The sequence below is a fragment of the Arthrobacter sp. NamB2 genome (assembly GCF_005281365.1).
Lineage (GTDB): Bacteria > Actinomycetota > Actinomycetes > Actinomycetales > Micrococcaceae > Arthrobacter_D.
The window spans coordinates 1-26,689 of sequence record NZ_SZWI01000003.1 but is presented as its reverse complement, the minus strand read 5'-3'; the positions used below and the strand labels follow the sequence as shown (position 1 = coordinate 26,689).

At 68.8% G+C, this 26,689-nt stretch carries 18 protein-coding genes, 1 tRNA gene and 1 pseudogene; 13 read left to right on the top strand and 7 right to left on the bottom strand.

Features of this window, described 5'->3' with window-relative positions; genetic code table 11:
* Positions 1-16: 16 nt before the first annotated feature.
* Positions 17-1,855, bottom strand: a complete 1,839-nt coding sequence (locus FDK12_RS06620; RefSeq protein WP_137368849.1) for an AMP-dependent synthetase/ligase — start codon at positions 1,853-1,855, stop codon at positions 17-19.
* Between the two features lie 51 nt (positions 1,856-1,906).
* Positions 1,907-3,538, bottom strand: coding sequence for a dolichyl-phosphate-mannose--protein mannosyltransferase (locus FDK12_RS06615; protein ID WP_137368848.1), 1,632 nt, complete (start codon positions 3,536-3,538; stop codon positions 1,907-1,909).
* Between the two features lie 302 nt (positions 3,539-3,840).
* On the opposite strand from FDK12_RS06615, the gene rsmI reads away from it, so the two are divergent.
* Positions 3,841-4,632: a 16S rRNA (cytidine(1402)-2'-O)-methyltransferase gene (gene rsmI, locus FDK12_RS06610; protein ID WP_411266155.1), complete on the top strand. Its 792-nt coding sequence runs from the start codon at positions 3,841-3,843 to the stop codon at positions 4,630-4,632.
* A 144-nt stretch (positions 4,633-4,776) separates the two neighbouring features.
* A complete protein-coding gene (locus tag FDK12_RS06605; protein ID WP_137368846.1) occupies positions 4,777-6,258 on the top strand; it encodes an NAD-dependent succinate-semialdehyde dehydrogenase in 1,482 nt (493 codons plus the stop codon).
* Between the two features lie 140 nt (positions 6,259-6,398).
* Here FDK12_RS06605 and FDK12_RS06600 read toward each other — a convergent pair whose 3' ends face one another.
* The 3 genes from FDK12_RS06600 to FDK12_RS06590 are packed head-to-tail and all read right to left on the bottom strand — an operon-like array spanning position 6,399 to position 11,421.
* Positions 6,399-8,816 carry a transglutaminaseTgpA domain-containing protein gene (locus FDK12_RS06600; RefSeq protein WP_137368845.1) on the bottom strand — a complete coding sequence of 806 codons (2,418 nt, stop codon included), beginning with the start codon at positions 8,814-8,816 and terminating at the stop codon, positions 6,399-6,401.
* Positions 8,813-10,357, bottom strand: a complete 1,545-nt coding sequence (locus tag FDK12_RS06595) for a DUF58 domain-containing protein (protein WP_137368844.1) — start codon at positions 10,355-10,357, stop codon at positions 8,813-8,815. The genes FDK12_RS06600 and FDK12_RS06595 overlap by 4 nt, the downstream gene beginning before the upstream one ends.
* A gap of 38 nt (positions 10,358-10,395) precedes the next feature.
* The gene (locus FDK12_RS06590; RefSeq protein WP_137368843.1) at positions 10,396-11,421 is read right to left on the bottom strand and encodes an AAA family ATPase; all 1,026 of its coding nucleotides are present in this window, start codon (positions 11,419-11,421) and stop codon (positions 10,396-10,398) included.
* Between the two features lie 185 nt (positions 11,422-11,606).
* Here FDK12_RS06590 and FDK12_RS06585 point away from each other — a divergent pair, with 185 nt between their 5' ends.
* The 9 genes from FDK12_RS06585 to FDK12_RS06545 all read left to right on the top strand — a co-directional run bounded on the left by FDK12_RS06585 (position 11,607) and on the right by FDK12_RS06545 (position 21,828).
* Positions 11,607-12,596 carry a TatD family hydrolase gene (locus tag FDK12_RS06585; RefSeq protein WP_137368842.1) on the top strand — a complete coding sequence of 330 codons (990 nt, stop codon included), beginning with the start codon at positions 11,607-11,609 and terminating at the stop codon, positions 12,594-12,596.
* A 334-nt stretch (positions 12,597-12,930) separates the two neighbouring features.
* Positions 12,931-14,181, top strand: a complete 1,251-nt coding sequence (locus FDK12_RS15400; RefSeq protein ID WP_317616719.1) for a transglycosylase family protein — start codon at positions 12,931-12,933, stop codon at positions 14,179-14,181.
* A 50-nt stretch (positions 14,182-14,231) separates the two neighbouring features.
* Positions 14,232-15,122: a 16S rRNA (adenine(1518)-N(6)/adenine(1519)-N(6))-dimethyltransferase RsmA gene (gene rsmA / locus FDK12_RS06575; RefSeq protein WP_137368841.1), complete on the top strand. Its 891-nt coding sequence runs from the start codon at positions 14,232-14,234 to the stop codon at positions 15,120-15,122.
* A gap of 47 nt (positions 15,123-15,169) precedes the next feature.
* Positions 15,170-16,117, top strand: a complete 948-nt coding sequence (locus tag FDK12_RS06570) for a 4-(cytidine 5'-diphospho)-2-C-methyl-D-erythritol kinase (RefSeq protein WP_137368840.1) — start codon at positions 15,170-15,172, stop codon at positions 16,115-16,117.
* Positions 16,118-16,150: 33 nt separating this feature from the next.
* The gene (locus FDK12_RS06565; protein WP_137368839.1) at positions 16,151-17,971 is read left to right on the top strand and encodes an ABC-F family ATP-binding cassette domain-containing protein; all 1,821 of its coding nucleotides are present in this window, start codon (positions 16,151-16,153) and stop codon (positions 17,969-17,971) included.
* Positions 17,972-18,001: 30 nt separating this feature from the next.
* On the top strand, positions 18,002-19,078 hold the full coding sequence (locus FDK12_RS06560; protein ID WP_137368838.1) for a glycoside hydrolase family 26 protein: 1,077 nt from the start codon (positions 18,002-18,004) through the stop codon (positions 19,076-19,078).
* A 114-nt stretch (positions 19,079-19,192) separates the two neighbouring features.
* Positions 19,193-19,264, top strand: a tRNA-Gln gene (locus FDK12_RS06555).
* A gap of 168 nt (positions 19,265-19,432) precedes the next feature.
* Complete coding sequence (gene glmU, locus FDK12_RS06550) at positions 19,433-20,851, top strand: bifunctional UDP-N-acetylglucosamine diphosphorylase/glucosamine-1-phosphate N-acetyltransferase GlmU (protein WP_411266154.1); 1,419 nt, start codon at positions 19,433-19,435, stop codon at positions 20,849-20,851.
* Positions 20,848-21,828, top strand: coding sequence for a ribose-phosphate diphosphokinase (locus FDK12_RS06545; RefSeq protein WP_104117842.1), 981 nt, complete (start codon positions 20,848-20,850; stop codon positions 21,826-21,828). The genes glmU and FDK12_RS06545 overlap by 4 nt, the downstream gene beginning before the upstream one ends.
* Positions 21,829-22,109: 281 nt before the next feature.
* On the opposite strand, the gene FDK12_RS06540 is transcribed toward FDK12_RS06545, so the two are convergent.
* Positions 22,110-23,423 (bottom strand): UDP-glucose dehydrogenase family protein, encoded by a 1,314-nt coding sequence (locus tag FDK12_RS06540; RefSeq protein ID WP_137368836.1) that lies wholly within the window; start codon positions 23,421-23,423, stop codon positions 22,110-22,112.
* 486 nt (positions 23,424-23,909) lie between these two features.
* Between FDK12_RS06540 and FDK12_RS06535 the strand changes: the two genes are divergently transcribed.
* Positions 23,910-24,560, top strand: coding sequence for a 50S ribosomal protein L25/general stress protein Ctc (locus tag FDK12_RS06535; protein ID WP_137368835.1), 651 nt, complete (start codon positions 23,910-23,912; stop codon positions 24,558-24,560).
* 14 nt (positions 24,561-24,574) lie between these two features.
* Positions 24,575-25,159, top strand: a complete 585-nt coding sequence (pth, locus tag FDK12_RS06530) for an aminoacyl-tRNA hydrolase (RefSeq protein WP_137368834.1) — start codon at positions 24,575-24,577, stop codon at positions 25,157-25,159.
* A gap of 769 nt (positions 25,160-25,928) precedes the next feature.
* On the opposite strand, the pseudogene FDK12_RS15030 reads toward pth, so the two are convergent.
* Positions 25,929-26,689: pseudogene (locus tag FDK12_RS15030) on the bottom strand (hypothetical protein); the annotation flags it as partial.

Sequence of the window (26,689 nt, the reverse complement as noted above, 5' to 3'; positions counted from 1 at the left end):
GCCGTACACCCGGGCGTCAGCGCCCTGCCGCGCCGTACAGCTCCTCGAGAGCATCGGCGTAGTCGGCGACGACGGCGGCACGTTTGAGTTTGAGGGTCGGCGTCAGGTGCCCGGATTCGACGGTGAACTCGGCGTCCAGCACCGTGAAGCGCCGGATCTGCTCTGGCCGGGACACCGTGGTGTTGGCGGCATCGACAGCGGCCTGCAGCTCGGCCAGGATGTCGGCATCCGTGGTGGCCTGCCGCGTGGTCAGCCCAGGCTTGCCGTGCCCTGCGGCCCAGGCGGCGACGGCCTCGCGGTCCAGGGCGATCAGCGCCCCGATGAAGGGCCTGCCCTCGCCGACCACGACAGCTTGTGCAACCAGCGGGCACTCCCGGAGCTTCTCCTCGAGGGGTCCGGGTGCGACGTTCTTGCCGCCTGCCGTCACGAGCAGGTCCTTCTTGCGGCCGGTGATCGTGAGGAATCCGTCGTCGTCCAGAGAGCCGATGTCGCCGGTGCGGAAGTAGCCGTCCGTGGTGAACGCTTCCGCTGTCGCTTCGTCGTTGCGGTGGTAGCCCGCGAAGATACCGACACCCCTGACCTGGACCTCGCCGTCGGCGTCGAGCCGGATGCTCGTCCCCGGCATCGGGATGCCGACCGATCCGACGCGCGTCAACCGCACGGTGTTCACGGTGCAGGGGGCTGTGCTCTCAGTCAGCCCGTAGCCCTCCTGGACCATGATGCCCGCACCTCGGAAGAAGTGCGCGAGGTGTTCGCTGAGCGGACTGGCACCCGAGACGGTGTACCTGACGTCGCCGCCGAACACACTGCGCAGCTTCGGGTAGAGGATACGGTCGAAGACCGCGTGCGAGACCCGGAGGACGGGCGAAGGCCCGCTCCCGCCCCGGCCACGTGCGTCCACAGCCCGCGAGTAGGCGACGGCGGTGCGCTCCGCGGCCGCGAAGAGTCGTCCCTTGCCGGCCTCGGCTGCCCGTTGCCCGGCCGTCGCGTGAATCTTCTCGAAAATGCGGGGAACCGCGAGGAGAAAGGTGGGGCGGAAGGTCGTCAGATCCTCCAGCAGTTGCGCCGCCGACCCCGAATGCGCCAGCGTGATGCCGCCGGTGAAGCACACCACCTGCACCGCCCGCGCCAGCACATGGGCGAGGGGCAGGAACATCAGGGTCCGGGCATGCTCCTCCTTCAGGAACTCGGGCAGGAACTCCAGGGTGTTGACGGCGAAGAGCGCGAAGTTGCCGTGCGTGATGACACAGCCCTTGGGCCTGCCCGTGGTACCCGAGGTGTAGACGATGGAGGCGGTGTCGGCGAGTCCGCGGGAAGAGCGCGCCGTCTCCAGGTCACCGTCGGTGACGGCGGCACCGGCGTCGGTCATCGAGGTGAGGCTCGCGCCGTCGAAGGGCTCGGTGGTCAGGCGCACGACCGTCGTCGAGTCCAGGCGTCCGGCCCGTCCGGCGGCATCGAGGACGACGTCGGCCATGCGCCTGTCCTCCACGAAGACGACGGCGGGACGGGCGTCCTCGAGGATCCAGGCGACCTGGTGGGCGGAGGAGGTTTCGTAGATCGGGACGGTGACCGCCCCGGCGAACCAGATGGCGACGTCGGCAAGTGTCCACTCGTAGCGCGTCTTCGACATCACAGCCACGGCATCCCCAGGCTGCACGCCGTGCGCGATGAGGCCCTTGGCCAGCCCGGTCACCTGCTGCAGGAACTCGGCGGCCGAGACATCCCGCCACAGAGTGCCCTCCCGCAACGCGTACAGCGGTCGCCATGGATCGGCGTCGTGGGTTCTCAGCAGGAGGTCCGTGGTGTTGCTGGTCGACGGGAGATGGACCAGGAGTTCACTGATGGACTCGCGCACGGTTGCTCGCTTTCATTGCGGGGTGCGGGGTGCGGGGTGCGGGGTGCGGGCCTAGATCCAGCTCGGAAGCCACATGCGCATGCGCCACTGGTCGTAGGGGATGACTTCGGCCGTCCAGATGGGGAGGAAGTACGCCGACAGCGCGACGACGGCGGCCAGGAAGACCCCCACGAGCACGATACCTCGTCGGCGCCGGGCACGGCTCGACCCCGGCCCGCCCAGTACGACCCCGAGGCAGTAGACCAGTGACAGCACGAGGAACGGTTCGAAGGCCACGGCGTAGAAGTAGAAGGTGGTGCGCTCCGGGTACAGGAACCACGGCAGGTAGCCGGCGGCGACACCCGTGAGGATGGCGGAGGCGCGCCAGTCGCGGCGTCCGAGCCAGAAGAACAGCAGCGCGAGGAGGGAGAGCGACGCGGTCCACCAGATGAGCGGGTTGCCCAGCACGGTGACGGCCTGCGAGCACGCTTCGGCTCCGCAGCCCGAGGGCTTCTCGTAGAAGAACGACGTCGGCCGGCCCATCACCAGCCACGACCAGGCGGTTGCCTCGTAGGGGTGGTCGGAGCCGAGCCCCTGGTGGAACGTGTAGGCGCTGCGGTGGTATTCGGCGAGGGAGTGCAGGGAACCCGGCACCCAGCCCCACTGTGCCGAAGGGTTCCGCTCCGCCCAGGTGCGGTCGTAGGCGTCATCGGAGAGCAGCCAGCCCGCCCAGGTGGCGAGGTAGGTCAGTAGCGCCACCGGGACGACGCAGATGAAGGCCAGCAGTCCGTCCTTGACCGCACCGCCGAGGAACCAGTGGTGCACACCCGCGATGCGGCGGGCGCTCATGTCCCAGGCGACCGACATCAGCCCGAAGGCCGCGATGAACGGGAGGGCGGACCACTTGGTGCCCAGTGCCAGCCCGAGGCATACGCCCGCGGCCAACCGCCAGGGACGGAACCCCAGGAACGGCCCGTAGGAGAGATCCCGACGCGACGGTACGGCGCCGTCGCCCCTTCCTGCCAGGGCCGCGAGACGGCGCGCGAGTCGTCGTCGCCCGTCGTCACGATCGACGAGGAGGGCTGCGAAGGCGGCCAGGATCCAGAAACTGAGGAAGATGTCGAGCAGCGACGTCCGGGATTCGACCAGATGGTGGCCGTCGACGGCGAGGAGCAGACCGGCGGCGGCACCGAGCAGTGCCGAGCCGAACAACCGCTGCGCGACGAGGGCGAGCAGGAGGACCGACAGCGTGCCGATCACCGCTGCGGAGAATCTCCAGCCGAACGCGTTGTCCGCACCGAACAGCATCATGCCGACGGCGATCATCCATTTGCCGACGGGAGGATGCACCACGTAGTTGGGTGTGTCGAGCAGGACGTCGGGGTTGCCGGCGTTGAACGAATCGTTGGCGTTCTCGGGCCACTCGCGCTCGTACCCCGACTGCAGCATCGAGTAGGCGTCCTTGACGTAGTACGTCTCGTCGAACACGAGTGATCCCGGCTCACCGAGGCGGACGAAACGCAGGACGCCGCCGAGGAGAGCCATGGCGAGCGGCAGGATCCACAGGAGAGCGCCGCCTGCCGAAGCCGCGCCGAGGAGTCGGGACGTCAGCGCCCGGAGGGTGTAAGCCTCAGTGGGAGGAACGACCCAGGAGCCACGGTGCTTCGGACTGTCCTGGTCAGGGCGGACGGCGGTGTGGCTCACACTGACATGCTACCGGCGGCATTTGCGCGTTCTCCTCACGTGCTGGACCGGCTCCCGGGTTCCAGCTGTCCTGGATGCCGCAGGGCGGGAGGGGCAGCGGGGGCCCCGCGGGCTAGGCTGGAGCGGTGAACCAGCCTAACGACACCGACCCTGACCTGACGGACGAGGGCGCAGGGGAGCACCCCGACGCCGCGGGCGAGGAGCAGGCGGAGACCCGTGCCCCCGTCACCGCCTACCGGGGAACAGCCGGGGACGGCAGTGGCAGGGGAAGGATCGTCCTGGCGGCGACTCCGATCGGCAACATGGGTGACGCGACCGAACGGCTGATCGGACTCCTCCACACGGCAGACGTGGTCGCGGCGGAGGACACGCGCCGCCTCCACCGGCTCGTGCAGGCGCTCGGCGTGACCGTGTCGGGCCGCGTCATCAGCTATCACGAACACAACGAAGCGGAACGGACCGCGGAACTCCTCGATCTGGTCCGCGACGGAGCGACGCTGCTGATGGTGACCGACGCCGGCATGCCCTCCGTCTCCGACCCAGGCTACCGGCTCGTGGAGGCGGCGGTCGCCGAAGGGCTCGACCTCACGGCGGTGCCGGGAGCTTCCGCGGTCCTGGCAGCCCTGGCCCTCTCCGGACTGCCCACGGACAGGTTCTGCTTCGAGGGCTTCCTGCCCCGCAAGCCGGGAGTGCGCGCCGGGCGCCTGGCCGATCTCGCCGCCGAGCGCAGGACCATGGTCTTCTTCGAGGCACCCCACCGCCTGGAACCGATGCTGCGCTCGCTGCAGCAGGCGTTCGGATCGGATCGCGGGGCCGCGGTGGCGCGCGAGCTGACGAAGGTCCATGAGCAGGTGATCCGCGGATCGCTCCTCGAACTCCTGCAGTGGGCCCAGGCAAGCGAGGTGCGAGGCGAGATCGCCGTCGTCGTCGCGGGTGCCCCCGAAGCCCTACCGTCCAGCCCGGAGGATCACGTGACGGACGTCAACGCCCTGATCGCGGGCGGTATGAGGCTCAAGGACGCCGTCGCGGCCGTGGCGGCCGAGAGCCGCGTCAGCAAGCGCGAGCTGTATGCGGCGGTGATCGCCGCACGCTGAGGGCGCTGCAGGCATTGTGCAGATGTCCAGAGGAAGTGCCGACCTGCCGTGCAGCAATCACTGGACACCCCTTCGCCGCCGGGTCTAGCGTGAGCGGGAATGCCCCCTCGGGGCGCGCCCCGTAACCTCGCGAAGGAGCTCACTATGGCTGTCACAGCCGACCAGGAGAAGGCTGTACTCGACAAGGTGCCCACCGGGCTCTTCATCGGCGGGGAATGGCGGGCGTCGTCGTCGGGTGCCACGTTCGACGTCGAGGATCCGGCGACCGGACGCACGCTCCTGTCGCTCGCGGACGCCACCCCCGCGGACGGCATGGCTGCACTCGACGCAGCCGCTGCCGCCCAGGCCGACTGGGCGCGCGTCTCACCCCGTGAACGGGGTGAGATCCTCCGGCGCGCCTTCGACCTGGTCACTGCCCGGGCGGACGAGTTCGCCCTGCTGATGACCCTCGAGATGGGTAAGCCTCTCGCCGAAGCGCGCGGAGAGGTTACCTACGGAGCCGAGTTCCTGCGCTGGTTCTCGGAAGAAGCCGTCCGCGCCTCCGGCCGCTACTCCATGTCGCCCGACGGCAAGTCCCGGCTGCTCGTCAGCAAGAAGCCCGTGGGGCCCTGCCTGCTCATCACGCCGTGGAACTTCCCGCTTGCCATGGCGACGCGGAAGATCGCTCCGGCAATCGCCGCGGGCTGCACGATGGTGCTCAAGCCGGCTAATCTGACGCCCTTGACGTCGTCGCTGTTCGCGACCGTCCTCCAGGAAGCGGGCCTCCCCGCCGGTGTCCTGAACATCGTGAACACCACGACCGCGGGGGATGTCACGGGACCGCTCATCGAGGATTCCCGCCTCCGGAAGCTCTCGTTCACCGGCTCCACCCCGGTGGGGCGGAACCTGCTGGCAGCCGCCTCGAAGAACGTCCTGCGGACCTCCATGGAGCTCGGGGGCAATGCCCCCTTCCTCGTGTTCGAGGACGCCGACCTGGATGCGGCGGTCACCGGTGCCATGCTCGCGAAGCTCCGGAACATGGGTGAGGCCTGCACCGCCGCGAACCGCTTCATCGTGCACGAATCGGTGGCGGATCGCTTCGCCGCGGCCCTTGCCGAGCGTATGGGCGGCATGACGACCGCCCGGGGTACGGAGGACGAGTCGAAGCTCGGCCCGCTGATCGACCAGAAGAGCCGGGACAAGGTGCACGAACTGGTGACAGCGGCTGTCGGTGACGGCGCGGAGACGGTCACGGGTGGTTCGCCGGTCACGGGCGACGGATACTTCTACCCGGCCACCGTGCTCAAGAACGTGCCGCGGACCGCGCGCATCATGCAGGAGGAGATCTTCGGACCCGTCGCGCCGATCATCACGTTCAGCACGGAGGACGAAGCCGTGGACCTCGCGAACGACACCGAGTACGGCCTCGTCGCCTACGTCTTCACCCGCGACCTCAACCGGGGCCTGCGCATCGGCGAACGCCTCGAGACCGGCATGCTGGGCCTCAACGCGGGCGTCGTGTCCAATGCGGCTGCCCCGTTCGGCGGGGTGAAGCAGTCCGGTCTCGGCCGCGAGGGCGGCGCGGAAGGCATCGAGGAGTACCTGTACACGCAGTACGTGGGCATCGCGGACCCCTACGCGTCCTAGGGGACATCCCGTCCGACGACGGAAGGCCGGCACCTGCTGCAGGGTGCCGGCCTTCCTGCTTCCAGGCAGGCTCTGGTCTTGACGAGCTCGCGCGGGCCGGGTGGCTGTGGCGGACACCCGCTGGCCGGTGGTCCTGACGATCAGCGCGGGGAGCCGGACCGGAACCGGTTGAGGAGGGACTGCGGAAACAGGCGCGCCTTCAGCCGGGTGGAGAAGGAGGACCGGCTGCGGACCGCGCGCGTGACGGTGTCCACGTCGTCCCACCGCGGGGGTGCCACCGCTCGGACGAGGGTCGGGACGGAGGGCCGGGCCGCGGGCGACGACCCGAGGGGCCTTCCGTGGTCGGCGTACTCCTCGTACTCGTACGCGGACCGCAGCCGCACGAGCGCCCCGGCCGATTCGCCGTCGAGGGCCGCCTCGCGGCTCAGGCGGCCTGCGAAGGTCCGAGGTGTGTCCGTCGCCTCGAGGGGGTACCCGTAGTCGCCGGCGATCTCCGTGGTCTCGGCCCAGGCGGAGGTCGCGGCGCCCCCGCTGCCCGTCGAGGCACTCGGGACCATGACCGAGCGGCGCCGCGATCGAGTCCTCGCGGTCCGGAGGAGCAGGGGCAGGAGAGCGAGGAGCCCGATCCCGGCGACTGCGAGCAGACCGGCGACGGGTTGCGTCTCGTCACCGGGTCCGCTGGCCTGGCTTTCCTCGGAGTTCTCGGCAGGTGCTGTTGCCGACCCCGTCGGCTGGAGGGCGCCCGGGCGGGCGCCGGGGTTGAGGGAATCGGAATCGTCCGCGCGGGGCCCCACCGGTGCGAAGGCCTGTTGGGCGTAGGTCGGGACGACGCCGCGGGAGGGGGTCGGTTCGAACTGCACCCAGCCGACGCCCTCGAAGTACAACTCGGGCCACGCGTGTGCGTTGCGGGAATCGACGACGAACTCGCGCAGCTCCTCGCCGTCGGGGCCCTCCTCCGTGTTACCCGTGGGGCTACCGGGCGTGTAACCGATGGCGACACGGCTGGGAATACCGGCCGCCCGCGCCATGACGGCCATGGTGCCTGCGTAGTGCACGCAGTACCCGGACTTCGACTCGAGGAAGCGCGCCATGACGTCCATGCCGCTGCCGTCGTACCCGCCGTCGACAGGGGCCTCGACCGAGTAGGTGAATTCGGAGCTGCGCAGGTAGCTCTGGATGGCGAGCGCCTTGTCGTACGGGTTCACGAACTCGCCGGCCACGTCCTCCGTCGTCGTGCGGACGATCTCCGGCGTGTCGTCCGGCAGCTGCGTGAACACCTCCGGCACCGGCTCGCGCTCCGAGGGGCCGATGACGCCCAGGCCCTCGCGCGTGAGCTCGGCCGAGCGGCTTTCCACCACGTACTCCTGCCGTGCGGTCGATCCTCCGTCGGTGGCGAGGACGGACAGGTTCGCCGGGTCCCATGCCCAGTTCCCGGTCAGGTCCGAGATGGCGACGGGCGCGTAGGGCGAGAGCAGCCAGGGGCTGGCGTAGCTCTGCGTGGTGATGCGGGTGAAGACGGTACTGCCGGCAGGAGTGGCGCTGGGGGAGCCCTGCTCCGTCCCAATCTCGGCGACGCCCGCCTCGCGGTCGTCGAGGCGCTGATCGGGCTCCCAGCGGCGACCGCTGAAGTCCTCCAGTGTCACGGCCCGCAGATACACCGGGGCATCCGAATTGGTGGAGTACGCGATGCGGCCGAAGCCCGTGGGATTGCGAAGATCATTGCCGAGGGTGACCGCGGGATTGAGGCCCGTGGCGTTGCCCCACACATTCATGCGAGAGCCCTGCGGAAAGGCCCCGGAGTTGAAACCCGGGACGAACATGGGCAGGACGATGGTCACGGCGAGGGCCGCCGCGCCGATCGCCACGCTGCGGCCGGCAAAGCCGGACGAGGCACGGGCGCCGCCGGACGCGAGGCGGTTCTCGCGCCACTGCGCCGCGGCGAGGAGCAGGAGGAAGGCGAGCACCGTGACGATGAACGCGAACATCCCGACGCCGTTCGGCTTCACGATGGCCGGTGCCACCATGACGGTGAAGAGCCCCAGCCCGCTCGCGGCCGGCATGCGCATCGTCGTCGAGAAGACGTCCACGATGATGGCGATCAGGCCCAGCGCGGCGCACATGACCAGGAAGATGCCCGCGCTCGGGAGTACGGGCGCGACCTGCGAGACGACGGTCTCCTCGGCCTGCGCGAGAAGCCGCCCCAGTTCCCGTGACGTTCCCGGCCCCGGCATCACGCCGACGATGCTCTGGCGTGGGAAGAACTGGGCAGTGAGCGCACCGACGAGTGCCAGCACGCCGACGAGGGCTGAGAGCGCTCCGCCCAGGCGCAGGGTCCGGGTCAGGGCCATTGCCAGCAGCACCGGAACGAGAGTACTGAGCACTGGAGGAAGCCAGGTCCATGGTTCCACGACCCCGTTCAGGCTGGTCGCCGCGGCGAGGACGGCGAGCAGGGAAGCACCCGTCACGGCCCAGTGCCATGGATCGGCGAGGTAGGCGCGCTGCGGCGTACGCGGTGCAGCCGCGGCGGCGGGCGTCGGGCGGGTCAGTGTCGAGGTCATGCGTTCCCCCTGTGCGTCCTGGTGCGGGAAGGGTGGGACGGTGCGGTACCGGATGTGCCAGATGTCCCGGATGTCCCGGATGTACTGGAGCTGGTGGCGTTCCCGTTGCGCGCCTGGCCGACCGCGTACTCGAGTCCGGCCCAGATCGCGGGCAGGCGGGCTGCGGGGGAAGCCGCCGTGGCGTGCCAGCCCGCATCGCGCAGGATGTCAAGCTGCCGCTGGCATTCAGCAGGCCGCTCGGCGACGATGATGGCGTACGCTGCCGACCCGTAGTCGGAGGCCGAGGCGAGGGAGCGCGCCTCCTCGGTGGTGATGACGCCGAGGACGGCGATGAGCGGACCACGGTGCCGCATCGCAACGAGCTTGTCCAGCAGGTCGTCACCGAATGCGGCGGCATGATGAACGCCCTGCGGCGTGTCCGCAGCGGAGCGGCGGATTCTGCGCGCGGCCTGGCGCGCCGCTTCACCCGCGCGGATGACGGTGCTGCCCGCGCGCTCCTCCGCCTGGGACCGGCGACCGCCCTCGGGGGCGAGCTCGAGTGCCGCCAGCCCCTCGGCGATGCCGGCGACGGCACCCTGGCCCTGGTGTTCCTCCTCCGACGGGAACGGTGCGGAGGGGGAGTGCAGCAGGGCGGGAGCTCCGTGGTGGTCGAGGAAGCGCAGTGCGTAGTTGCGCTCCAGGAGGTGCGTGCTGATCGACATCACGGCCGTGACGGCCCATTCGAACGTGGGGGAGGTGGAGAGCCCGTTGCCGTCCGCCCCGAAGGCCATGAACCCCGTGCTGAAGCTGCCGTGCCGCTGATCCATGAGCAGGGTCGCCTGGGGCGTCGTCACGGATTCCTCCTGCCGGACCATCAGCTCGCTGTGGCGCGCCGTCGCGGCCCAGTGGACGCGTCGCATGGAATCACCGTGCCGGTACTCGCGCGTCATGACGTCGTCGTCGCTCGGATTCGCCTGGCGGCGCGTGGCGGCCAAGCCGTCGTTCCCGCGGGACCCGGACAGCGGGGAGGCGAGCAGTTCGACGGGCGCGGGCGTGACGACGAGGGCATCCTCGCCCCCGAGGACGTGGCGCGACTTCCCCAGACCGAAGGGGTCGGTGAACTCGGCGGTCACCGGCCCGATGCCGTAGACCCCTCGGTAGGCGGAGCGCAGGCGGTACTCGTAGAGGGAGACGCCCTCCCGGGTCGGATTGCGCGACGGATAGGTGAACCGGGGCGCCTGTCCGAACCGCGGCGGCAGCTGCTCCTCCATCGAGATGCTGGCGCCGCCCGCCACGGAAGCGGTGAGCGACAACGTGACGGTCGTCGTCGAGCCGATCTCCATCGACTGCGGCTGGAAGCGCCTGCTCACGGTGAAGCGGGGTTTGACGATCCTCAGGACGAGGATCGAGGCCATCGGCAGTGCCAGGAGCAGCACGCCCACGTACAGGAGGTCGCGGCGGCCGAGTATCTGCGCGAACAGCAGGGCCAGGACGGCTGTGAGGACGAAGCCCCACCCGCGCACCGTGAGGATGCGGGAAGGAAGCTTGTCGAGGAGGACCATCGGGAACCGCCGGAGCTAGAAGGGGTGCGTCATGATCGTCAGCGCCGCTGGGCCTCGCGGGCCACCGGTACCCGGGCAAGGACGTCGGCAACGATGGTCGATGCCGTCTCCCCGGCGCTGGTGGCCTTGCGGTCGAGCAGGAGCCGGTGCGCCAGGACGGCGTCGGCGATCGCCGCGACGTCGTCGGGGAGCACGAAGTCGCGGCCCTCGAGCGCTGCTCCCGCCTTCGCGGCCCTCAGGAGCTGCAGGAGGGACCGCGGGCTCGCGCCGAGCCTCAGCCGCGGATGCTCGCGCGTGGTGCGTCCGATCGCGACCGTGTAGTCCTTCACGGCGGGCGAGACGTAGACGCCCCGGACCTGGCGCATCATGGCTGCGATGTCGGCCACGCTCGCCACAGGGCGGATCGCCTCGAGCGGGGACACCGACTGATGGGCCTCGAGCATGGCAGCCTCGGCGCGGGCGTCCGGGTAGCCCATGGAGATCCGCGCCATGAAGCGATCGCGCTGGGCCTCGGGCAGGGGATACGTCCCCTCCATCTCGATCGGATTCTGCGTCGCGACCACCATGAACGGTTCCCCGAGCGAATGGGTGTGTCCGTCCACCGTGACCTGGTGCTCCTCCATGCATTCGAGCAGCGAGGACTGCGTCTTCGCGGACGCGCGGTTGATCTCGTCGCCGATGACGATGTTCGCGAAGACCGGACCGGGCCGGAACTCGAACCGGCGGGAATCCTGGTTGAAGATGGACACCCCCGTGACGTCGGAGGGCAGCAGGTCGGGAGTGAACTGGATGCGGTTGACGGTGCAGTCGATCGTGCGGGCCAGCGTCTTCGCCAGCATCGTCTTGCCGACGCCGGGCACGTCCTCGAGAAGCAGGTGCCCCTGCGCCAGCAGGACGGTGAGGGCCAGACGCGCGGCTTCGGGCTTGCCGTCGATGACGGTGTCGATCGAGCGGAGGATACGCGAGCTGATGTCGTGGAATCGCGCTCCGGGAACGTCCGGGTCCGCTGGTGCCGCCGGCCGGAGATCCTCTGCGACCTCGGCGATGTTGTGCTGGACGTCCATGGGTGCCTTCCATGCGTGCGGCTGCGGCGGCAAGCGCAGGCCGGACAGCCGTGCGATCGGGACGCAGGTAACGGCCGCGGCCTGTCCTGCACTGAGCAGGACAGGCCGGGCTGAATGATTCAACAGATTACTAGCTCAACTTGATCCCCGGGGGATAAGTTCCGCGCGCTGATTAGGCTTGAACCATGTGTAACAGCGCAGCATCGGTCCGCCACCCCTACACGCCGGGTGAGACGCCGCCGGCCTATCGGGAGCCGGAGGACGCCGGTGCAAGCCCCGGCGGCACGGGTGAAGCAGGGGGCGCGAGCGACGACGGCGACGCTGCGGCCGCCCGACGACGGCGCAAGGGCGGGTACCCGCCGCTGCCGGAGCCGTTGCCTCTTCCCGTGATCGACAACCACACGCACTTCGACTTCCGGGACGGATCCGTCGAGGTGTCGATCGGCGAAGCGCTGGACGCCGCTGGAGCGGCCGGTGTCAGGGGGGCGGTACAGGTAGGAACCGATCTGGAGTCGTCGCGCTTCACGGCGGCCGTCGTCGAGCAGGACGCGAGACTCCTCGGGGCGGTCGCTCTCCATCCCAATGAAGCCCCCCTCCTGGCCGGCGCGGGAACGCTCGACGACGCCCTCTCCGAGATCGAGTTGCTCGCCTCCGGTGAGCGTGTCCGGGCGCTCGGGGAGACGGGCCTGGACTACTTCCGGACGGGCGAGGAAGGCCGCGGGAGCCAGTTGTCCTCCTTCCGCAGCCACATCGACATCGCGAAGCGGCTGGGCAAGGCGCTGCAGATCCACGACCGGGACGCCCACGACGACGTCGTGAAGACGCTTCTCGCGGATGGCGCTCCCGACCGTGTGGTGCTGCACTGCTTCTCGAGTGGCGCGGATCTCGCCCGCACGTGCAACGAGCAAGGCTGGTACATGTCCTTCGCCGGAACGGTCACCTTCAAGAATGCGGAGAACCTGCGGGAGGCGTTGCTCGTCGCCGACCCTGCGCTCGTGCTGACCGAGACCGACGCGCCGTTCCTCACCCCGCACCCGCACCGCGGCCACCCGAATGCGTCCTATGCGGTGCCCTACACCGTGCGTGCCATGGCCGGGATCCTGGACACCGCGCTCGACGCCCTGTGTGCACGGCTGACGACGAACACCGAAGCCGTGTACGGCAGCTGGGACTGAGCGCCGCGGCAGCTGGGGGTGGGGCACGGTGCCCGCGCAACCGGCGTGCTTGCAGCCGAATCACGGGTCGATTACGGTTAGCAGCTACTAGCCGGGGTCGGGGAAGGCATCCGGTCTAGTACCGTCCATTCGACGTATCTCCCTGCAGGCAGGGCCCGAGGGGTCCCAGCCTGCCCGGGGGAACCGTTCCATGTCGTGCCCCTCCTGCCCGCGCAGATCCCTGCGCAGGCCGGGTTCGCGTGCGCCCTGACCCGGTAGTTCCATCGGGCTGGTCGTGCACCGCACCCGGATCGGAGGTTCCCCGTGCCCGGATGCTTCAACACGCGAGGAATCTGTGGCGACGAGGGCGACATCGGCGAGGTCCAGGCACAAGCGCTGGCTGAGGTTGACGGGCCAGTCCGTGGTCATGGTGACCCTCGGAGCCGGCCTCGTGGCCTTCGTGGGCACGGGGAAGGAAGTGCACCTCACCGTCGACGGCGCCGGCCGCACCGTGCAGACCTACGGCGGTACCGTCGCCGAGGCGCTCGCCAAGGCTGACGTGCACGTGGGCGCGGAGGACGAGGTGAGCCCCGCCCTCGATTCACCCGTCACCGACGGAAGCACCATCACGGTCAGTCACGCGCACCCCGTGGATCTCCTCCTCGACGGCTCGGGGACCACGATCCACACCACGGGCGAGACGGTCGGGGACCTCGTCGTCGAACTCGGCGTGGCCGGCGCGGCCCGCGTCTCGGTTCCCCTGGACACGAAGCTCGTGACGCTCAGCGACCGGATCACAGTGCTGACGGAGAAGGACGTCACCGTCGTCGTCGACGGCAAGACCTCGACGCACACCACCCTGGTGGCGTGGCTACCGGAGCTCCTCGACGAACTCGGGCTCACGCTCGGCGCCGACGACCGCCTGTCCATCCCGGCGTCCTCCGCCGTCGTCGACGGCCTCGGCCTCAAGATCACGCGCGTCGTGAAGGGGGCCACCGTGACGGAGAAGGAATCCATGACGTTCCCGGTCACCGAGAGGGACGACGCCACGCTGCTCCTCGGCGAGAGGGAAGTCGACGTGGAGGGCGTCGACGGCGAGCGCACGCGGACTTTCGCGGTGGACAGCGTCGATGGCAGGGAGGTGTCCCGGCGCCTGGTGCAGGAGACCGTGACGCGCGAGCCGGTGGCCGCCGTGGTCCGGGTCGGCTCGCTGGACCCAGCAGCGAAGGCAGCCGAGGAGGCCGAGGCGCGGGAGGCGGAGGAAGCCGCAGCACGGGAAGCGGAGGCTGCTTCCGCCGGCCAGAAGCAGTCCGGGGGCGCCGCGGCAGCTCCTGCGTCGGCGGCCGGACCTGCCCCTGCAGGGGGCCCTTGGGCTGCCCTCGCCCAGTGCGAGTCCGGTGGCAACTGGTCGATCGACTCCGGCAACGGGTACTACGGTGGGCTGCAGTTCAGCCGGTCCAGCTGGATCGGAGCCGGCGGTGGACAGTATGCGCCGCTGCCGAACCAGGCCACGCCCGAGCAGCAGATTGCGACGGCGGAGGTGCTCCGCCAGAGTGGTGGCTGGGGCCACTGGCCGTCCTGCGCCCGGAAGCTCGGTCTCCTCTAGTCGTGAGCCCCTGCGGCAACGGCCGCTCCCCGGACCGATACGATGGCACGGTGACAATTCCCCCTGCCCGCCCGCCCGCACCGCTCTTCGGAGCCGCAGACATCCGGCGCCTCGCGGCAGAGGTGGACATCAGGCCCACGAAGACGCTCGGGCAGAACTTCGTGATCGACGGGAACACGATCCGCAGGATCGTGGCTGCCGCGAACCTCGGGGCGGACGAGACCGTCCTCGAGGTCGGGCCAGGTCTCGGTTCCCTGACACTGGGCCTGCTCGATGCCGCGGAGAGGGTCGTCGCCGTCGAGATCGACCCGGTCCTCGCAGCGAAGCTTCCCGGCACGATCGCCCAGTGGCGTCCTGACCGTGCCGCAGCACTCGACGTCGTGCTGAAGGACGCGCTGCGCGTGACGGAGCTTCCACACCAGCCCACGGCGCTGGTGGCCAACCTTCCCTACAACGTCGCCGTGCCGGTGGTCCTCAACCTGCTCGAGCGCTTCCCCTCCCTGCGCCACGGCCTCGTCATGGTGCAGGACGAGGTCGCGGACAGGCTGGCGGCTCCGCCCGGCTCCAAGACCTACGGTGTCCCCTCCGTCAAGGCGGCGTGGTACTCGAGCATGTCCAAGGCCGGCGTGATCGGCATGAACGTCTTCTGGCCGGCTCCCAAGATCGCCTCCGGCCTCGTGCGCTTCACACGCAGGGAGTCGCCCGCCACCACGGCGACGCGCGAGCAGGTGTTCGCCGTCATCGACGCCGCCTTCGCGCAGCGCAGGAAGACCCTGCGGGCAGCGCTCGCCGGGTGGGCCGGCAGCCCCGTCCTCGCGGAACAGGCGCTCCGGACCGCGGGTGTGGACCCCACGGCGCGGGGGGAAGTGCTGGACATCGGGGCCTTCGCGCGGATCGCGGAAGCCCGAGCCGTGGCAGCGGATGCGCCCGCCACGAACTGAGCCGGTGGGCTAGGTTGGTGGGTATGGTCCCGGGCAGAACAGTCGACATGCGTACCGGTACGCGCTCGGTGCGCGTCAGGGCCCCCGGGAAGATCAACGTCTCGCTGAAGGTCGGTCCACCGCGGGAGGACGGGTACCACGGCATCGCCAGTGTCTTCCTCGCGGTGTCCCTGTACGAGGAGGTCACGGCGACGGAGACGACCGGCGACGGCATCACCGTCACCGTCAACGGTCAGGGCACGCTGAACCTGCCGGCCGCGTCGATTCCGCTGGACCGGACCAACCTCGCAGTACGCGCGGCTGAACTCCTGGCGGAGGTCAGCCCGGGCCGGACCGGGGTTCATCTCGACATCACCAAGCGTGTCCCGATCTCGGGCGGCATGGGCGGCGGGTCGGCGGACGCCGCAGCGGCCCTGCTCGCCTGTGACGCGCTCTGGGGCAGCGGCTTCTCCCGTGACGAGCTGGCGAAGATCGCTGTCGACCTCGGGGCGGACGTGCCCTTCGCGCTCGTCGGGGGCACCGCCGTCGGGCTCGGGGTCGGGGACCAACTGACACCGGCCATCTCGAAGACCCCCCTTCACTGGGTTCTGGTGACCTCCGACTACGGTCTGTCGACGCCCGAGGTCTACCGGGCGCTCGACGAGATACGCCTGCGGGACGGCGTGACCCCCGATCCGCAGCCGGACATCGATCCCGCGATCCTCGGAGCGATGCGAGCAGGAGATGCAGCAGGCCTCGCCCCGCTGCTCCACAACGACCTCCAGCAGGCGTCCCTGGAACTGGCTCCGGCGCTGGGCGATATCCTTGATACGGGAAAGGCCGCCGGTGCACTCGCCGGTATCGTCTCCGGCTCCGGTCCCACCATCGCCTTCCTGGCCCAGAGCTCCGGCCACGCCGCCGAACTGGAGTCCCTCCTCGGGATCGAGGGACTGCAGGCGACGTCCGTCCACGGCCCCGCGCACGGGGCCCGCATCGCCACAGACTTCGCGGCCTGACCGCACCACCGTTCCAACCGAAAGCAGTACTCCTTGGCTCACCTCCTCGGCGCCGAAAGCCTCAGCGTCGCCTTCGTCACCCGCACCATCCTGGACAACGTGTCCCTCGGACTCGAGGACGGCGACCGCATCGGCATGGTGGGGCGCAACGGTGACGGCAAGTCCACCCTCATGCGCCTGCTCGCGCAGCGCAGCGTCCCCGACTCCGGCCGCGTGACCAAGCGGCGCGACGTCTCCGTGGGATACCTCGACCAGTCGGACGTGCTCGACGGCGACCTCGAGGTCGGCCGCGCGATCGTGGGCGACCAGGCGGACCACGAATGGGCGTCCAATCCGAAGATCCGCGACGTCATGGGAGGCCTCGTCAGCGAGGTGGACTGGCACGCGAAGGTGTCGTCGCTCTCCGGTGGCCAGAAGCGGCGCGTCGCCCTCGCGAAGCTCCTCATCGGCGACGACGACGTCATCATGCTCGACGAGCCCACCAACCACCTCGACGTCGAAGGGGTCGCCTGGCTCGCGCGCCACCTGAGGCAGCGCTGGCGTCCCACGGAGGGCGGCCTCCTCGTGGTGACCCACGACCGCTGGTTCCTCGACGAGATCTGCAACCACACGTGGGAAGTGCACGACGCCATGGTGGACGACTTCGACGGCGGCTACGCGGCCTACGTCCTGGCGCGCGCCGAGCGCGACCGCATGGCCTCGGTGGTCGAATCGAAGCGCGTGCAGCTCGTCAAGAAGGAACTCGCGTGGCTCCGCCGTGGTGCCCCCGCTCGGACCGCCAAGCCGAAGTTCCGCATCGAGGCGGCGAACGAGCTGATCGCCGACGTCCCCGAACCACGCGACTCCCTGGCGCTCAGCAAGATGGCCATGTCCCGCCTGGGCAAGGACGTCCTCGATCTCGAGGACGTCAGCCTGACGATCAACGACGGCGAGGGCCAGGACCGGCAGCTGTTCGACAAGATCACGCTGCGGCTCGCGCCCGGCCAGCGCCTCGGGCTCGTGGGCGTCAACGGGTCCGGCAAGACGACCCTGTTGCGGCTCCTCAACGGGGAGCTCCAGCCAACGGCGGGCAAGGTGAAGAAGGGGAAGACCGTCCAGACCGCCGTGCTCTCCCAGGAGGTACGCGAACTCGACGACGTCAGCGACAGCCGCGTCATCGAGGTCATCGAGTCGGAGAAGCGGGTCTTCGCGGTAGGCGGCAAGGAGGTGTCCGCCAGCCAGCTCGTGGAGCAGCTCGGCTTCACGAACGAGAAGCAGTGGACGCGGGTCAGCGAGCTCTCCGGCGGCGAGCGTCGTCGCCTGCAGTTGCTGCGCCTCCTGGTGGGGGAGCCCAACGTGCTGATGCTCGATGAACCGACCAATGACCTCGACACCGACACGCTGTCCGCCATCGAGGACGTGCTCGACGGCTGGCCCGGCACGCTCGTGGTGGTCTCACACGACCGCTACCTGCTCGAGCGCGTCACGGACACCCAGATGGCACTGCTGGGCGATGGAAGGTTGCGTGACCTGCCCGGCGGCGTCGACCAGTACCTCGAGCTGCGCAACGCCGCGGGCCCCATGACGGCCACCGGAAGCGCAGCGTCACCGGCCATCAGTGGCGGTTCCACCGGGGGCTCCTCGGAGGCGGAGCTGAGGCAGGCCCGCAAGGACCTCGCCCGCATCGAGCGGCAGATCACCAAGGTCGATGCCCAGAAGGGCAAGCTGCAGCAGCAGATGAACGACGCCGGTGCGAAGGTCGACGCGGATTTCGGCCACATCGCCGAGCTCGACACCCGCCTCAAGGAATTGCAGGCCGAGATCGAGGACCTCGAGGCACAATGGATGGAAGCCGCCGAGATCCTGGGGGAGTAGGCCTTCACCTGCCGAGACAGGAGCATCTCCATGAAGCGCATGGTCATTCTGGCCGTGACCGCGGCGGTCATCCTCTGTCTGGGGATAGTCGTCCTCATGCAGCGTCCTACCGGAACCGACCCCGGAACCGACCCCGGCACCGCCCGGGACACTGCATGTAGAAGCGTCCCGGCGCCGGCACCGGAAGCGGTGCAGGGCGCCGCTGGCCTCCAGGCAGCCGATACTGGAAGCGAGGCCGGCGCACCGACCATCAGTGGCAAGCGTCCGGCATTCGGGGTCGCGACGGACGGCGGCTTCGGTTCACCCTCCCAATGGGACGAGGTTGCCCGCACCGTCGGCGAGAGCCCCTCCCTGATCATGGCGTACTCCAGCTTCCTCGAACCCGTTCCGCTGGCCGGGCTCGAGGCAGTTGCCGCACGGGGGGCGACGCCCGTCCTGACCTGGGAGCCGTGGGATCCGGCGGCGGGACCGGACCAGACCCGCTTCGGCCTGACGACGATCGTGGACGGGCATCATGACCCCTACCTGCGGGAGTGGGCGAACACGCTCCGCTCCTACGGCGAACCGGTCCTGATCCGGTTCGCTCACGAGATGAACTTCCCGTGGTACCCGTGGGGGGCCGGAACCAGCGGCAACGCGCCTGAGGACTACGTCGAGAGCTGGCGCCATGTGCACGACCTGTTCGAGGACGCGGGCGTGACCAACGTCTCGTGGGTATGGAACCCCCAGGCCCCGACGTGCGACTCCGGCGAGTTGCGGGCCTTCTTTCCGGGAAACGACTACGTCGACGTCGTAGCGCTCGATGCCTACAACTGGGGTACGACCCGCGAGGGCGAACGGTGGCTCACGCCCGAGGAGCTCTTCGCCGAAGGGCTACGGCAGGTGCGCGAGCTGGCGCCGGAGAAGCCGATCCTGATCGGCGAGACGTCGTCGACCGAGTCCGGCGGGTCGAAGGCCGACTGGATCACCGAACTGGTCGCCTATCTCGGCGCGCAACCAGATGTCGAGGGCTTCATCTGGTTCCACTACCGGAAGGAGTCCGACTGGCGGTTCACCAGCAGCGACTCGGCGCGGGACGCTTTCGAGGCTGCTCTCTCCACCCGCTAGCGGGAGCGGCCGCCCCCGGTTGCCGAAACGAAAATGCCGCTGTCCTTTCAACTCCATGGCAAACTAGATAACCGTGCGCACGTGCCTTCCGCTGGAGGTGTAGCTGCCGCATGGTCCGCCCTGGTGTAATGGCAGCACCCCAGCCTTTGGAGCTGTGGAGTATAGGTTCGAATCCTATGGGCGGAACGGCGCAAGCCCCGGTGCCCATCCCCGATGGATCCCGGACCGCCCAGAGACAACAGTAGGAGTGCCCGCTTCGTGAGCCCCCAGAGCGAAGAGACCGCGACGACGTCCCAGCACATCCTGAGCGGGCCAGCGGCGGTCATCGTCCTGGCTGCCGGCGCGGGAACGCGCATGAAGTCCCGCACTCCGAAGATCCTCCACACCCTCGCCGGACGCTCCATGGTCGGGCACGCGCTCTCAGCTGCACGGGGCCTCTCGCCGCAGGAACTCGCCGTCGTCGTCCGTCACGAGCGTGAACTGGTCGCCGCGCACGTCCTCGCGATCGAACCCGAGGCGCTGCTCGTGGACCAGGACGACATCCCGGGCACCGGTCGAGCCGTGCAGGTGGCCCTCGAGGCCCTCGACGCGCGGGGAACGATCGAGGGTACTGTCGTGGTGACCTACGGGGACGTCCCGCTGCTCGAGACGTCGACCCTCGACGCCCTGGTCGCCGCCCACGCTCGGGACGGCAACGCCGTGACGGTGCTCACCGCCGTGCTCGACGACGCCACAGGGTATGGCCGGATCGTCAGGGCCGCCGATGGCTCGGTGCTCGGCATCGTGGAGCACAAGGACGCGGACGAGGGCCAGCGCGCCATCCGGGAGGTCAACTCGGGAATCTACGCCTTCGACGCAGCGGTGCTGCGCTCCGCGCTGGGCCGCGTCGACGCGAGCAACGCGCAGGGGGAGCTCTACCTCACCGATGTCCTCGGAATCGCCCGCGGCGACGACGGCCGCGTTGCCGGGCTCGTAGTGGAGGACCGGTGGCAGGTGGAGGGCGCCAACGACCGCGTCCAGCTCGCCCACCTCGGTGCGGAGTTGAACCGCAGGATCCTGGAGCGCTGGATGCGGGCCGGTGTCACCATCGTGGACCCCGCGGCAACCTGGATCGACGCGACGGTCGAGCTCGACGAGGACGTCACCATCCTGCCGGGAACGCAACTGCACGGAGCAAGCGTCATCTCCCGCGACGCCGTGATCGGGCCGGACAGCACGCTCACGGACGTCGTGGTCGGAAGCGGCGCGCAGGTCGTGCGAACGCACGGCAGCGGCTCCCGGATCGGCGCCGGCGCGCATGTCGGACCCTTCACCTACCTGCGGCCCGGCACCGTGCTCGGCGAAGAGGGAAAGATCGGCGCTTTCTACGAGACCAAGAACGTCACGATCGGGCGCGGCTCGAAGCTCTCCCACCTGGGCTACGCCGGTGACGCCGAGATCGGCGAGTACACCAATATCGGTTGCGGCAACATCACGGCCAACTACGACGGCGTCAACAAGCACCGGACGGTCATCGGGTCCCACGTCAGGACAAGTTCGAACACGGTCTTCGTCGCCCCGGTGACGGTCGGGGACGGCGCCTACACCGGAGCCGGCGCGGTGGTCCGCAAGGACGTGCCCGCAGGAGCGCTTGGCATCAGTGTCGCTCCCCAGCGGAACCTCGACGGCTGGACAGCGTCCCGACGGCCCGGCACAGCTTCGGCTGACGCGGCCGCCGCCAGTGCCACCCCCACAGCAGAACACCAGGAACCCCAGGAAAGCGGTCAGTCATGAGCGAGATCACGGCACGCGGCGAGAAGAAACTGGTGCTTGCTTCCGGGCGGGCACACCCCGAGCTTGCCGAGGAGATCGCCTCCTGGCTGGGAACGGAGCTCCTGCCGGTTTCGGCCTACGACTTCGCGAACGGTGAGATCTACGTGCGTTCGGGCGAAAGCGTCCGAGGTACCGACGTCTTCGTCATCCAGGCCCACCCTGCTCCGCTCAACAACTGGCTGATGGAGCAGCTCATCATGGTGGATTCCCTAAAGCGGGCTTCGGCCAAGCGCATCACCGTCGTCTCGCCCTTCTATCCGTACGCCCGCCAGGACAAGAAGGGCCGTGGCCGCGAGCCGATCTCCGCCAGGCTCGTCGCGGACCTGTACAAGACCGCCGGCGCCAACCGGCTCATGTCCGTGGACCTCCACACCTCGCAGATCCAGGGATTCTTCGACGGACCGGTGGACCACCTGATGGCCATCCCGCTGCTCGCGGACTACATCCGGACCCGGGTGGATGCCGACAACGTCACCGTGGTGTCGCCGGACACCGGCCGCGTGCGGGTGGCCGAGCAGTGGGCGGAGCGGCTCGGCGGCGCGCCCCTGGCCTTCGTGCACAAGAGCCGCGACCTCACGGTGCCGAACCAGGCAGTGTCCAAGCAGGTCGTCGGGCAGATTGAGGGACGCACCTGCGTGCTCATCGACGACATGATCGATACGGGCGGCACCATCTCCGGCGCCGTCCAGGTGCTCAAGAACGCGGGAGCCAAGGACGTCATCATCGCGGCGACGCACGCAGTGTTTTCCGAGCCCGCGTCACGCCGTCTGGCGGAGTCGGGTGCTCGCGAGGTCGTGGTGACGAACACCCTGCCGATCCCGTCCGAGAAGCGCTTCCCGCAGCTCACGGTCCTGTCGATCGCGCCCCTGATCGCGCGCGCCATCCGCGAAGTGTTCGACGACGGATCCGTGACCAGCCTGTTCGACGGCAACGCGTAGGTCCGGTGACCGTGCGGGGCAGCGAGGCAACTGCTCCCTTGCGGTAGGAGCGTCGACGCATGCGCGCGGATGTTCGCCCCGTAGGGAGACCACATTGTCTCAACAGCAGGGCTGCGGGGTGTTTCGGGGCCACGCGCCCTGATCAAGATTCCGGTCGTGCCCTTGTGATCGGACTCAGAGGACCTCACCGACCGGGCGAGCAGGGTCGCAGTACTCGGCAGCCGTCGTCGAATCACGAGTATTCGTTAGTGACAACTGACACCTGGCAACTCACGATCGTCCTAGGGCCGGCCGATTCCCTTGTAGTTCCAGCCACCAGCGCGCCACATGTCGCGGTCCAGCACGTTGCGCCCGTCCAAAATGTTCTTGGTGCGCACCAGGCTGGCGGCATGGTGCGGTGTCAGAGCCTTGTACTCCTCCCACTCGGTCAACAGGAGCAGTGCGTCCGCAGAGGACATCGCGGCGGATGTGTCCCGCTCGTAGGCCAGTTCCGGGAACCGAGCCTGAGCTCCGGTGATCGCCTGGGGGTCGGTGACAGTCACCTCCGCTCCCTGAAGTTGCAGCTGGGCCGCGATGTTCAATGCAGGCGAGTCCCGGACATCGTCACTGTTGGGTTTGAAGGCTGCGCCCAAAACGGTGATCCGCTTGCCGAGGAGGGACCCGCCGACCAGGCGGCGCGTCAGTTCCACGACACGGATGCGACGGCGGACGTTGATGTCGTCCACCTCGCGGAGGAAGGTGAGTGCCTGGTCTGCTCCAAGCTCGCCTGCCCGCGCCATGAAGGCGCGGATGTCCTTCGGGAGGCAACCGCCACCGAAGCCGATACCCGCGTTGAGGAACGTGCGGCCGATGCGCTCGTCCATCCCGATGGCGTCGGCCAGAACTGTTACGTCGGCCCCGGTGACCTCGCACACCTCGGCCATCGCGTTGATGAAGGAGATTTTCGTGGCGAGGAAGGAGTTCGCCGCTGCTTTGACCAGTTCGGCCGTGCCATAGTCAGCGACAAGCCGACGCGTACCGAGCGAGAGGGGAGTGCTGTACACCTCGTCGAGCGCCGACGTGGCACGGGAGCCTCCTTCACCATGAGGCACTCCGTAGACGAACCGATCAGGTGAGAGCGTGTCCTTGACCGCGAAACCCTCCCGGAGGAATTCGGGGTTCCAAGCCAGCACCGCATCGGGCCTGCGAGCAGCCAGGATGTCAGCCAGGCGTGCCGCAGTTCCCACCGGCACGGTCGATTTCCCGACCACCACGTTCCCAGGTTCGAGCGAGTCCAGCAGCGACATGAAGGCGCTATCCACATACTGCATGTCCGCTGCGTACTCGCCTTTGCGCTGTGGTGTGCCGACGCAGAGGAAGTGGACCTCGGCACCCTTCGCGTCGGCCATGCTGGAGGTGAACTTCAGACGCCCTGTCGCGAGCACTTCTTCGAGTAGTTCCGGCAGGGCCGGCTCGAAGAACGGCGCCCGCCCTGCCTGTAGCTCGTCGATCTTCCGGGCATCGACGTCGATGCCCACCACGTCATGGCCCAACTTCGCCATGCACGCTGCGTGCACCGCTCCCAGATAGCCGCAACCAATGACGGATATGCGCATGTCCACTCCTACCGCGTGTGACTGAATCGTCGCCGACGTTAGCCCGCAGTGGGAAAGCGCCGAGGGAGCTGGAGCGATGAAGGGTTGAACAGTGGGTGAAACCTAGGGCGTTCGAGGCAGGCGGCCGATCGGCAGCAGCAGGCGGGCGAGCATTCGCCGTTGCCGCCGGGCGCGAGCGGCAAGAATCACCGTAGGTGGTTCGTCGACAACGAGGGTGAGTACGTCGAGTCCGGCCGACGGAGACGTCGCTGCGTCGGGGCCCTCGGAGCCGGGGACAGCAGGCAGTACTCCGTCCTGTAGGATTGATGACGATGCCTAGGCGAGGGAGCGGGCCGGATTGTATGATTCCGGCCGTACTCCGTGATCGACGGTGGCTAGTGACGCACTTGGTTTCTAGACGACTGCCCCACTCGCGTGTTCCCTCCGCCCCGGCAACGTCCCAGTGCTCACGCAAAGTGCGACGAGCCGCAACGTCCAGGAGAAACCATGTCTGAGCAGAAGCTCGCAGCGCACATCCGCACCGAATTCGGCAAGGGCTCGGCCCGCCAGGCCCGCCGCGCCAACCAGATTCCCGCCGTCATCTACGGTCACGGCGCCGATCCCATCCACGTCCTCCTGCCCGCGAAGGCCACCACCCTCGCCGTCCGCACGCCCAACGCGTTGCTGACCCTCGAGATCGACGGTGAGGACCACCTGGCCCTCGTCAAGGACATCCAGCGCAACCAGCTCAAGCGCATCGTCGAGCACCTCGACCTCCTGACCGTTCGCCGCGGCGAGACCGTCCAGGTCGACGTCGCCATCCACGTCGAGGGCGAGCCCGCCGCCGACGTCACCTCGAACCTCGAGGCCACCACGGTCCTCATCGAGGCCGACGCCACCAACCTTCCCGAGACCCTCACCGTCAACATCGAGGGCCGTCAGGTCGGAGAGCACGTCCTTGCCTCGGACATCGTCCTTCCCTCGGGCGTCACCCTGCTGGTCGATGCGGACACCCTCATCGTCAACCTCGCCGGTGAGACCGAGCAGGACCTCGGCGAGACCCCTGAGTCCGACGCCGACACCGAAGGCACCTCCGAAGGCGCCACGGCCTCGCACGCTGACGCCGACGCCGTCATCACCGACGCCGACGAGCAGTAAGCAGGATCTGCGCGGTGTCCACTGACACCTGGCTCGTAGTCGGGCTCGGGAATCCCGGGCCCGGCTACGCCGGCAATCGGCACAACGTCGGGCAGATGGTCCTCGATTTGCTCGCGGGCCGGTTGGGCGGCCGCTTCACGTCCTCGAAAGCGCAGGCGGTCACGCTCGAGGGACGCCTCGGCATCGGCGGGCCGCGGCTCGTCCTCGCCAAGCCCCTGACCTACATGAACCTCACGGGTGGCCCGGTGTCCGCACTGGCTCGCTTCCACGACGTCGCGCCCGACCACGTGATCGCGGTGCACGACGAGATCGACATCCCCTTCAACACCCTGAAGCTCAAGTACGGCGGGGGAGAGGGCGGGCACAACGGCCTGCGCGACATCAGCAAGGCACTCGGCACCAAGGATTATTACCGTGTGCGCGTTGGCGTCGGGCGGCCGCCTGGGCGCCAGGACGCCGCCGATTTCGTCCTCAAGGACTTCAGCGCTTTCGAGAAGAAGGAACTGCCGTTCCTGCTCGACGACGCCGCCGACGCCGTCGAGATGCTGATCACCAAGGGCCTCGTCGACGCGCAGCAGAAGTTCCACGCACCGGCCTAGTTCAACCGCCGTCGAGCCATGGCAGTACGAGGCATGGCGACGCCCGATCCAAGGACCTCCGGCGTGTTCCGCATCCACTTCACCGGAGGCCTCGTTCGTCTCGCCCTCGTGCGGTAGCTGTCGACGGCACAGGCCGTGCGCGAATCGTCTCGGCCAGAATGCGGGAGCACGCGGAGCCTCAACCGCACGTGAACGTCGTCGACGACCTATAGCCCGAGCTAGTGGCTGCAGAAGCTGTGTCCACACCTGGAGTGCTCGTCCCGGCGCAATAGCGGCAGGAGCGCTTCGCGACCGCGCAACCACGAGGGCGTAACGAGGGTGGACGGAGCCGGCGGCGGCTGGGGACGGCCTCGGTCTCAGGAAGGCCAAGCGCCGCCGACTCCATTTGTGGGCACTGCCCACACGTCAAACCTACGGGCGGGGGTGCTGGCGCGTCCCGAGTAGCGCCTACCCGTCGTTGCGCCGACGCTACTCCAATATCCCCATGCGGTACTTCCTTCCAGGGGCACTATGCCCGACCTCCAACCGGGCCTACGTGTCTTCCGTTCCAGAGGTTACCTCCGTGATTCAGCGGGTGTGACATGGGCGTAGGAGCTCCTGCGGGGGAGTGGCTCCCGGCTCTCCGGAGCTCTCCGGGGAGCCTTCCGGTCCTTGGTGGGAGATTCTGATGATAAATCGTAATCGTTTACTCGCTGCAGGTTCCGCGGTCGCTCTTGTCTCGGGTGGAGTCTTCTTCACTGCGGCGCCAGCATCGGCGGAACCCGGTCCTTCAGGCACGATCACCGACACCGGTGATGGTGGCAATCCAAACCCTGGTGGCGCTCCGCCGGGTGCTCCGGTCGAGCCTCCGGCCAATGGTGGCGGCGGTGGTAACGGTGGCGGCGGTAACGGTGGCGGTGGTGGTGCTCCGGTTGAGCCTCCGGCCAGTGGTGGCGGTGGTAACGGCGGCGGTGGTAACGGTGGCGGTGGTGGTGCTCCGGTTGAGCCTCCGGCCAATGGTGGCGGTGGTAACGGCGGCGGTGGTAACGGTGGCGGTGGTGGTGCTCCGGTTGAGCCTCCGGCCAATGGTGGCGGTGGTAACGGCGGCGGTGGTAACGGTGGTGGTGCTCCGGTTGAGCCTCCGGCCAATGGTGGCGGTGGTAACGGCGGCGGCGGCAACGGCGGCGGTGGTAACGGTGGCGGTGGTGGTGCTCCGGTTGAGCCTCCGGCCAATGGTGGCGGTGGTAACGGCGGCAACGGCGGCGGCGGCAACGGCGGCGGCGGTGGTGCTCCGGGTGAGGTTCCTCCAAACAACGGCGGCGGTAACGGTGCTGGCAATGGCGGTGGCAACGAGAAAGTCTTCATCTGCCACGCTACGGGCTCGGCCACAAATCCTTTCGTTCTGATCGAGGTCAGCGTTAACGGACTCAATGGTCACGAGGATCATGCCGAGGATCTGGTGAACCCCGCTAATGACACGTGCCCGGCCGGCCCGGGCAATGGCAACCCGGGCAATGGCAACCCGGGCAATGGCAACCCGGGCAATGGCAA

Coding starts and splice junctions, on each gene's coding strand:
- rsmI (WP_411266155.1), top strand. CDS start 3,841: ATGGGTGACGCGACCGAACGGCTGATCGGACTCCTCCACACGGCAGAC.
- FDK12_RS06605 (WP_137368846.1), top strand. CDS start 4,777: ATGGCTGTCACAGCCGACCAGGAGAAGGCTGTACTCGACAAGGTGCCC.
- FDK12_RS06600 (WP_137368845.1), bottom strand. CDS start 8,816: ATGACCTCGACACTGACCCGCCCGACGCCCGCCGCCGCGGCTGCACCG.
- FDK12_RS06595 (WP_137368844.1), bottom strand. CDS start 10,357: ATGGTCCTCCTCGACAAGCTTCCTTCCCGCATCCTCACGGTGCGCGGG.
- FDK12_RS06590 (WP_137368843.1), bottom strand. CDS start 11,421: ATGGACGTCCAGCACAACATCGCCGAGGTCGCAGAGGATCTCCGGCCG.
- FDK12_RS06585 (WP_137368842.1), top strand. CDS start 11,607: ATGTGTAACAGCGCAGCATCGGTCCGCCACCCCTACACGCCGGGTGAG.
- FDK12_RS06570 (WP_137368840.1), top strand. CDS start 15,170: ATGCGTACCGGTACGCGCTCGGTGCGCGTCAGGGCCCCCGGGAAGATC.
- FDK12_RS06560 (WP_137368838.1), top strand. CDS start 18,002: ATGAAGCGCATGGTCATTCTGGCCGTGACCGCGGCGGTCATCCTCTGT.
- glmU (WP_411266154.1), top strand. CDS start 19,433: ATGAAGTCCCGCACTCCGAAGATCCTCCACACCCTCGCCGGACGCTCC.
- FDK12_RS06545 (WP_104117842.1), top strand. CDS start 20,848: ATGAGCGAGATCACGGCACGCGGCGAGAAGAAACTGGTGCTTGCTTCC.
- FDK12_RS06540 (WP_137368836.1), bottom strand. CDS start 23,423: ATGCGCATATCCGTCATTGGTTGCGGCTATCTGGGAGCGGTGCACGCA.
- FDK12_RS06535 (WP_137368835.1), top strand. CDS start 23,910: ATGTCTGAGCAGAAGCTCGCAGCGCACATCCGCACCGAATTCGGCAAG.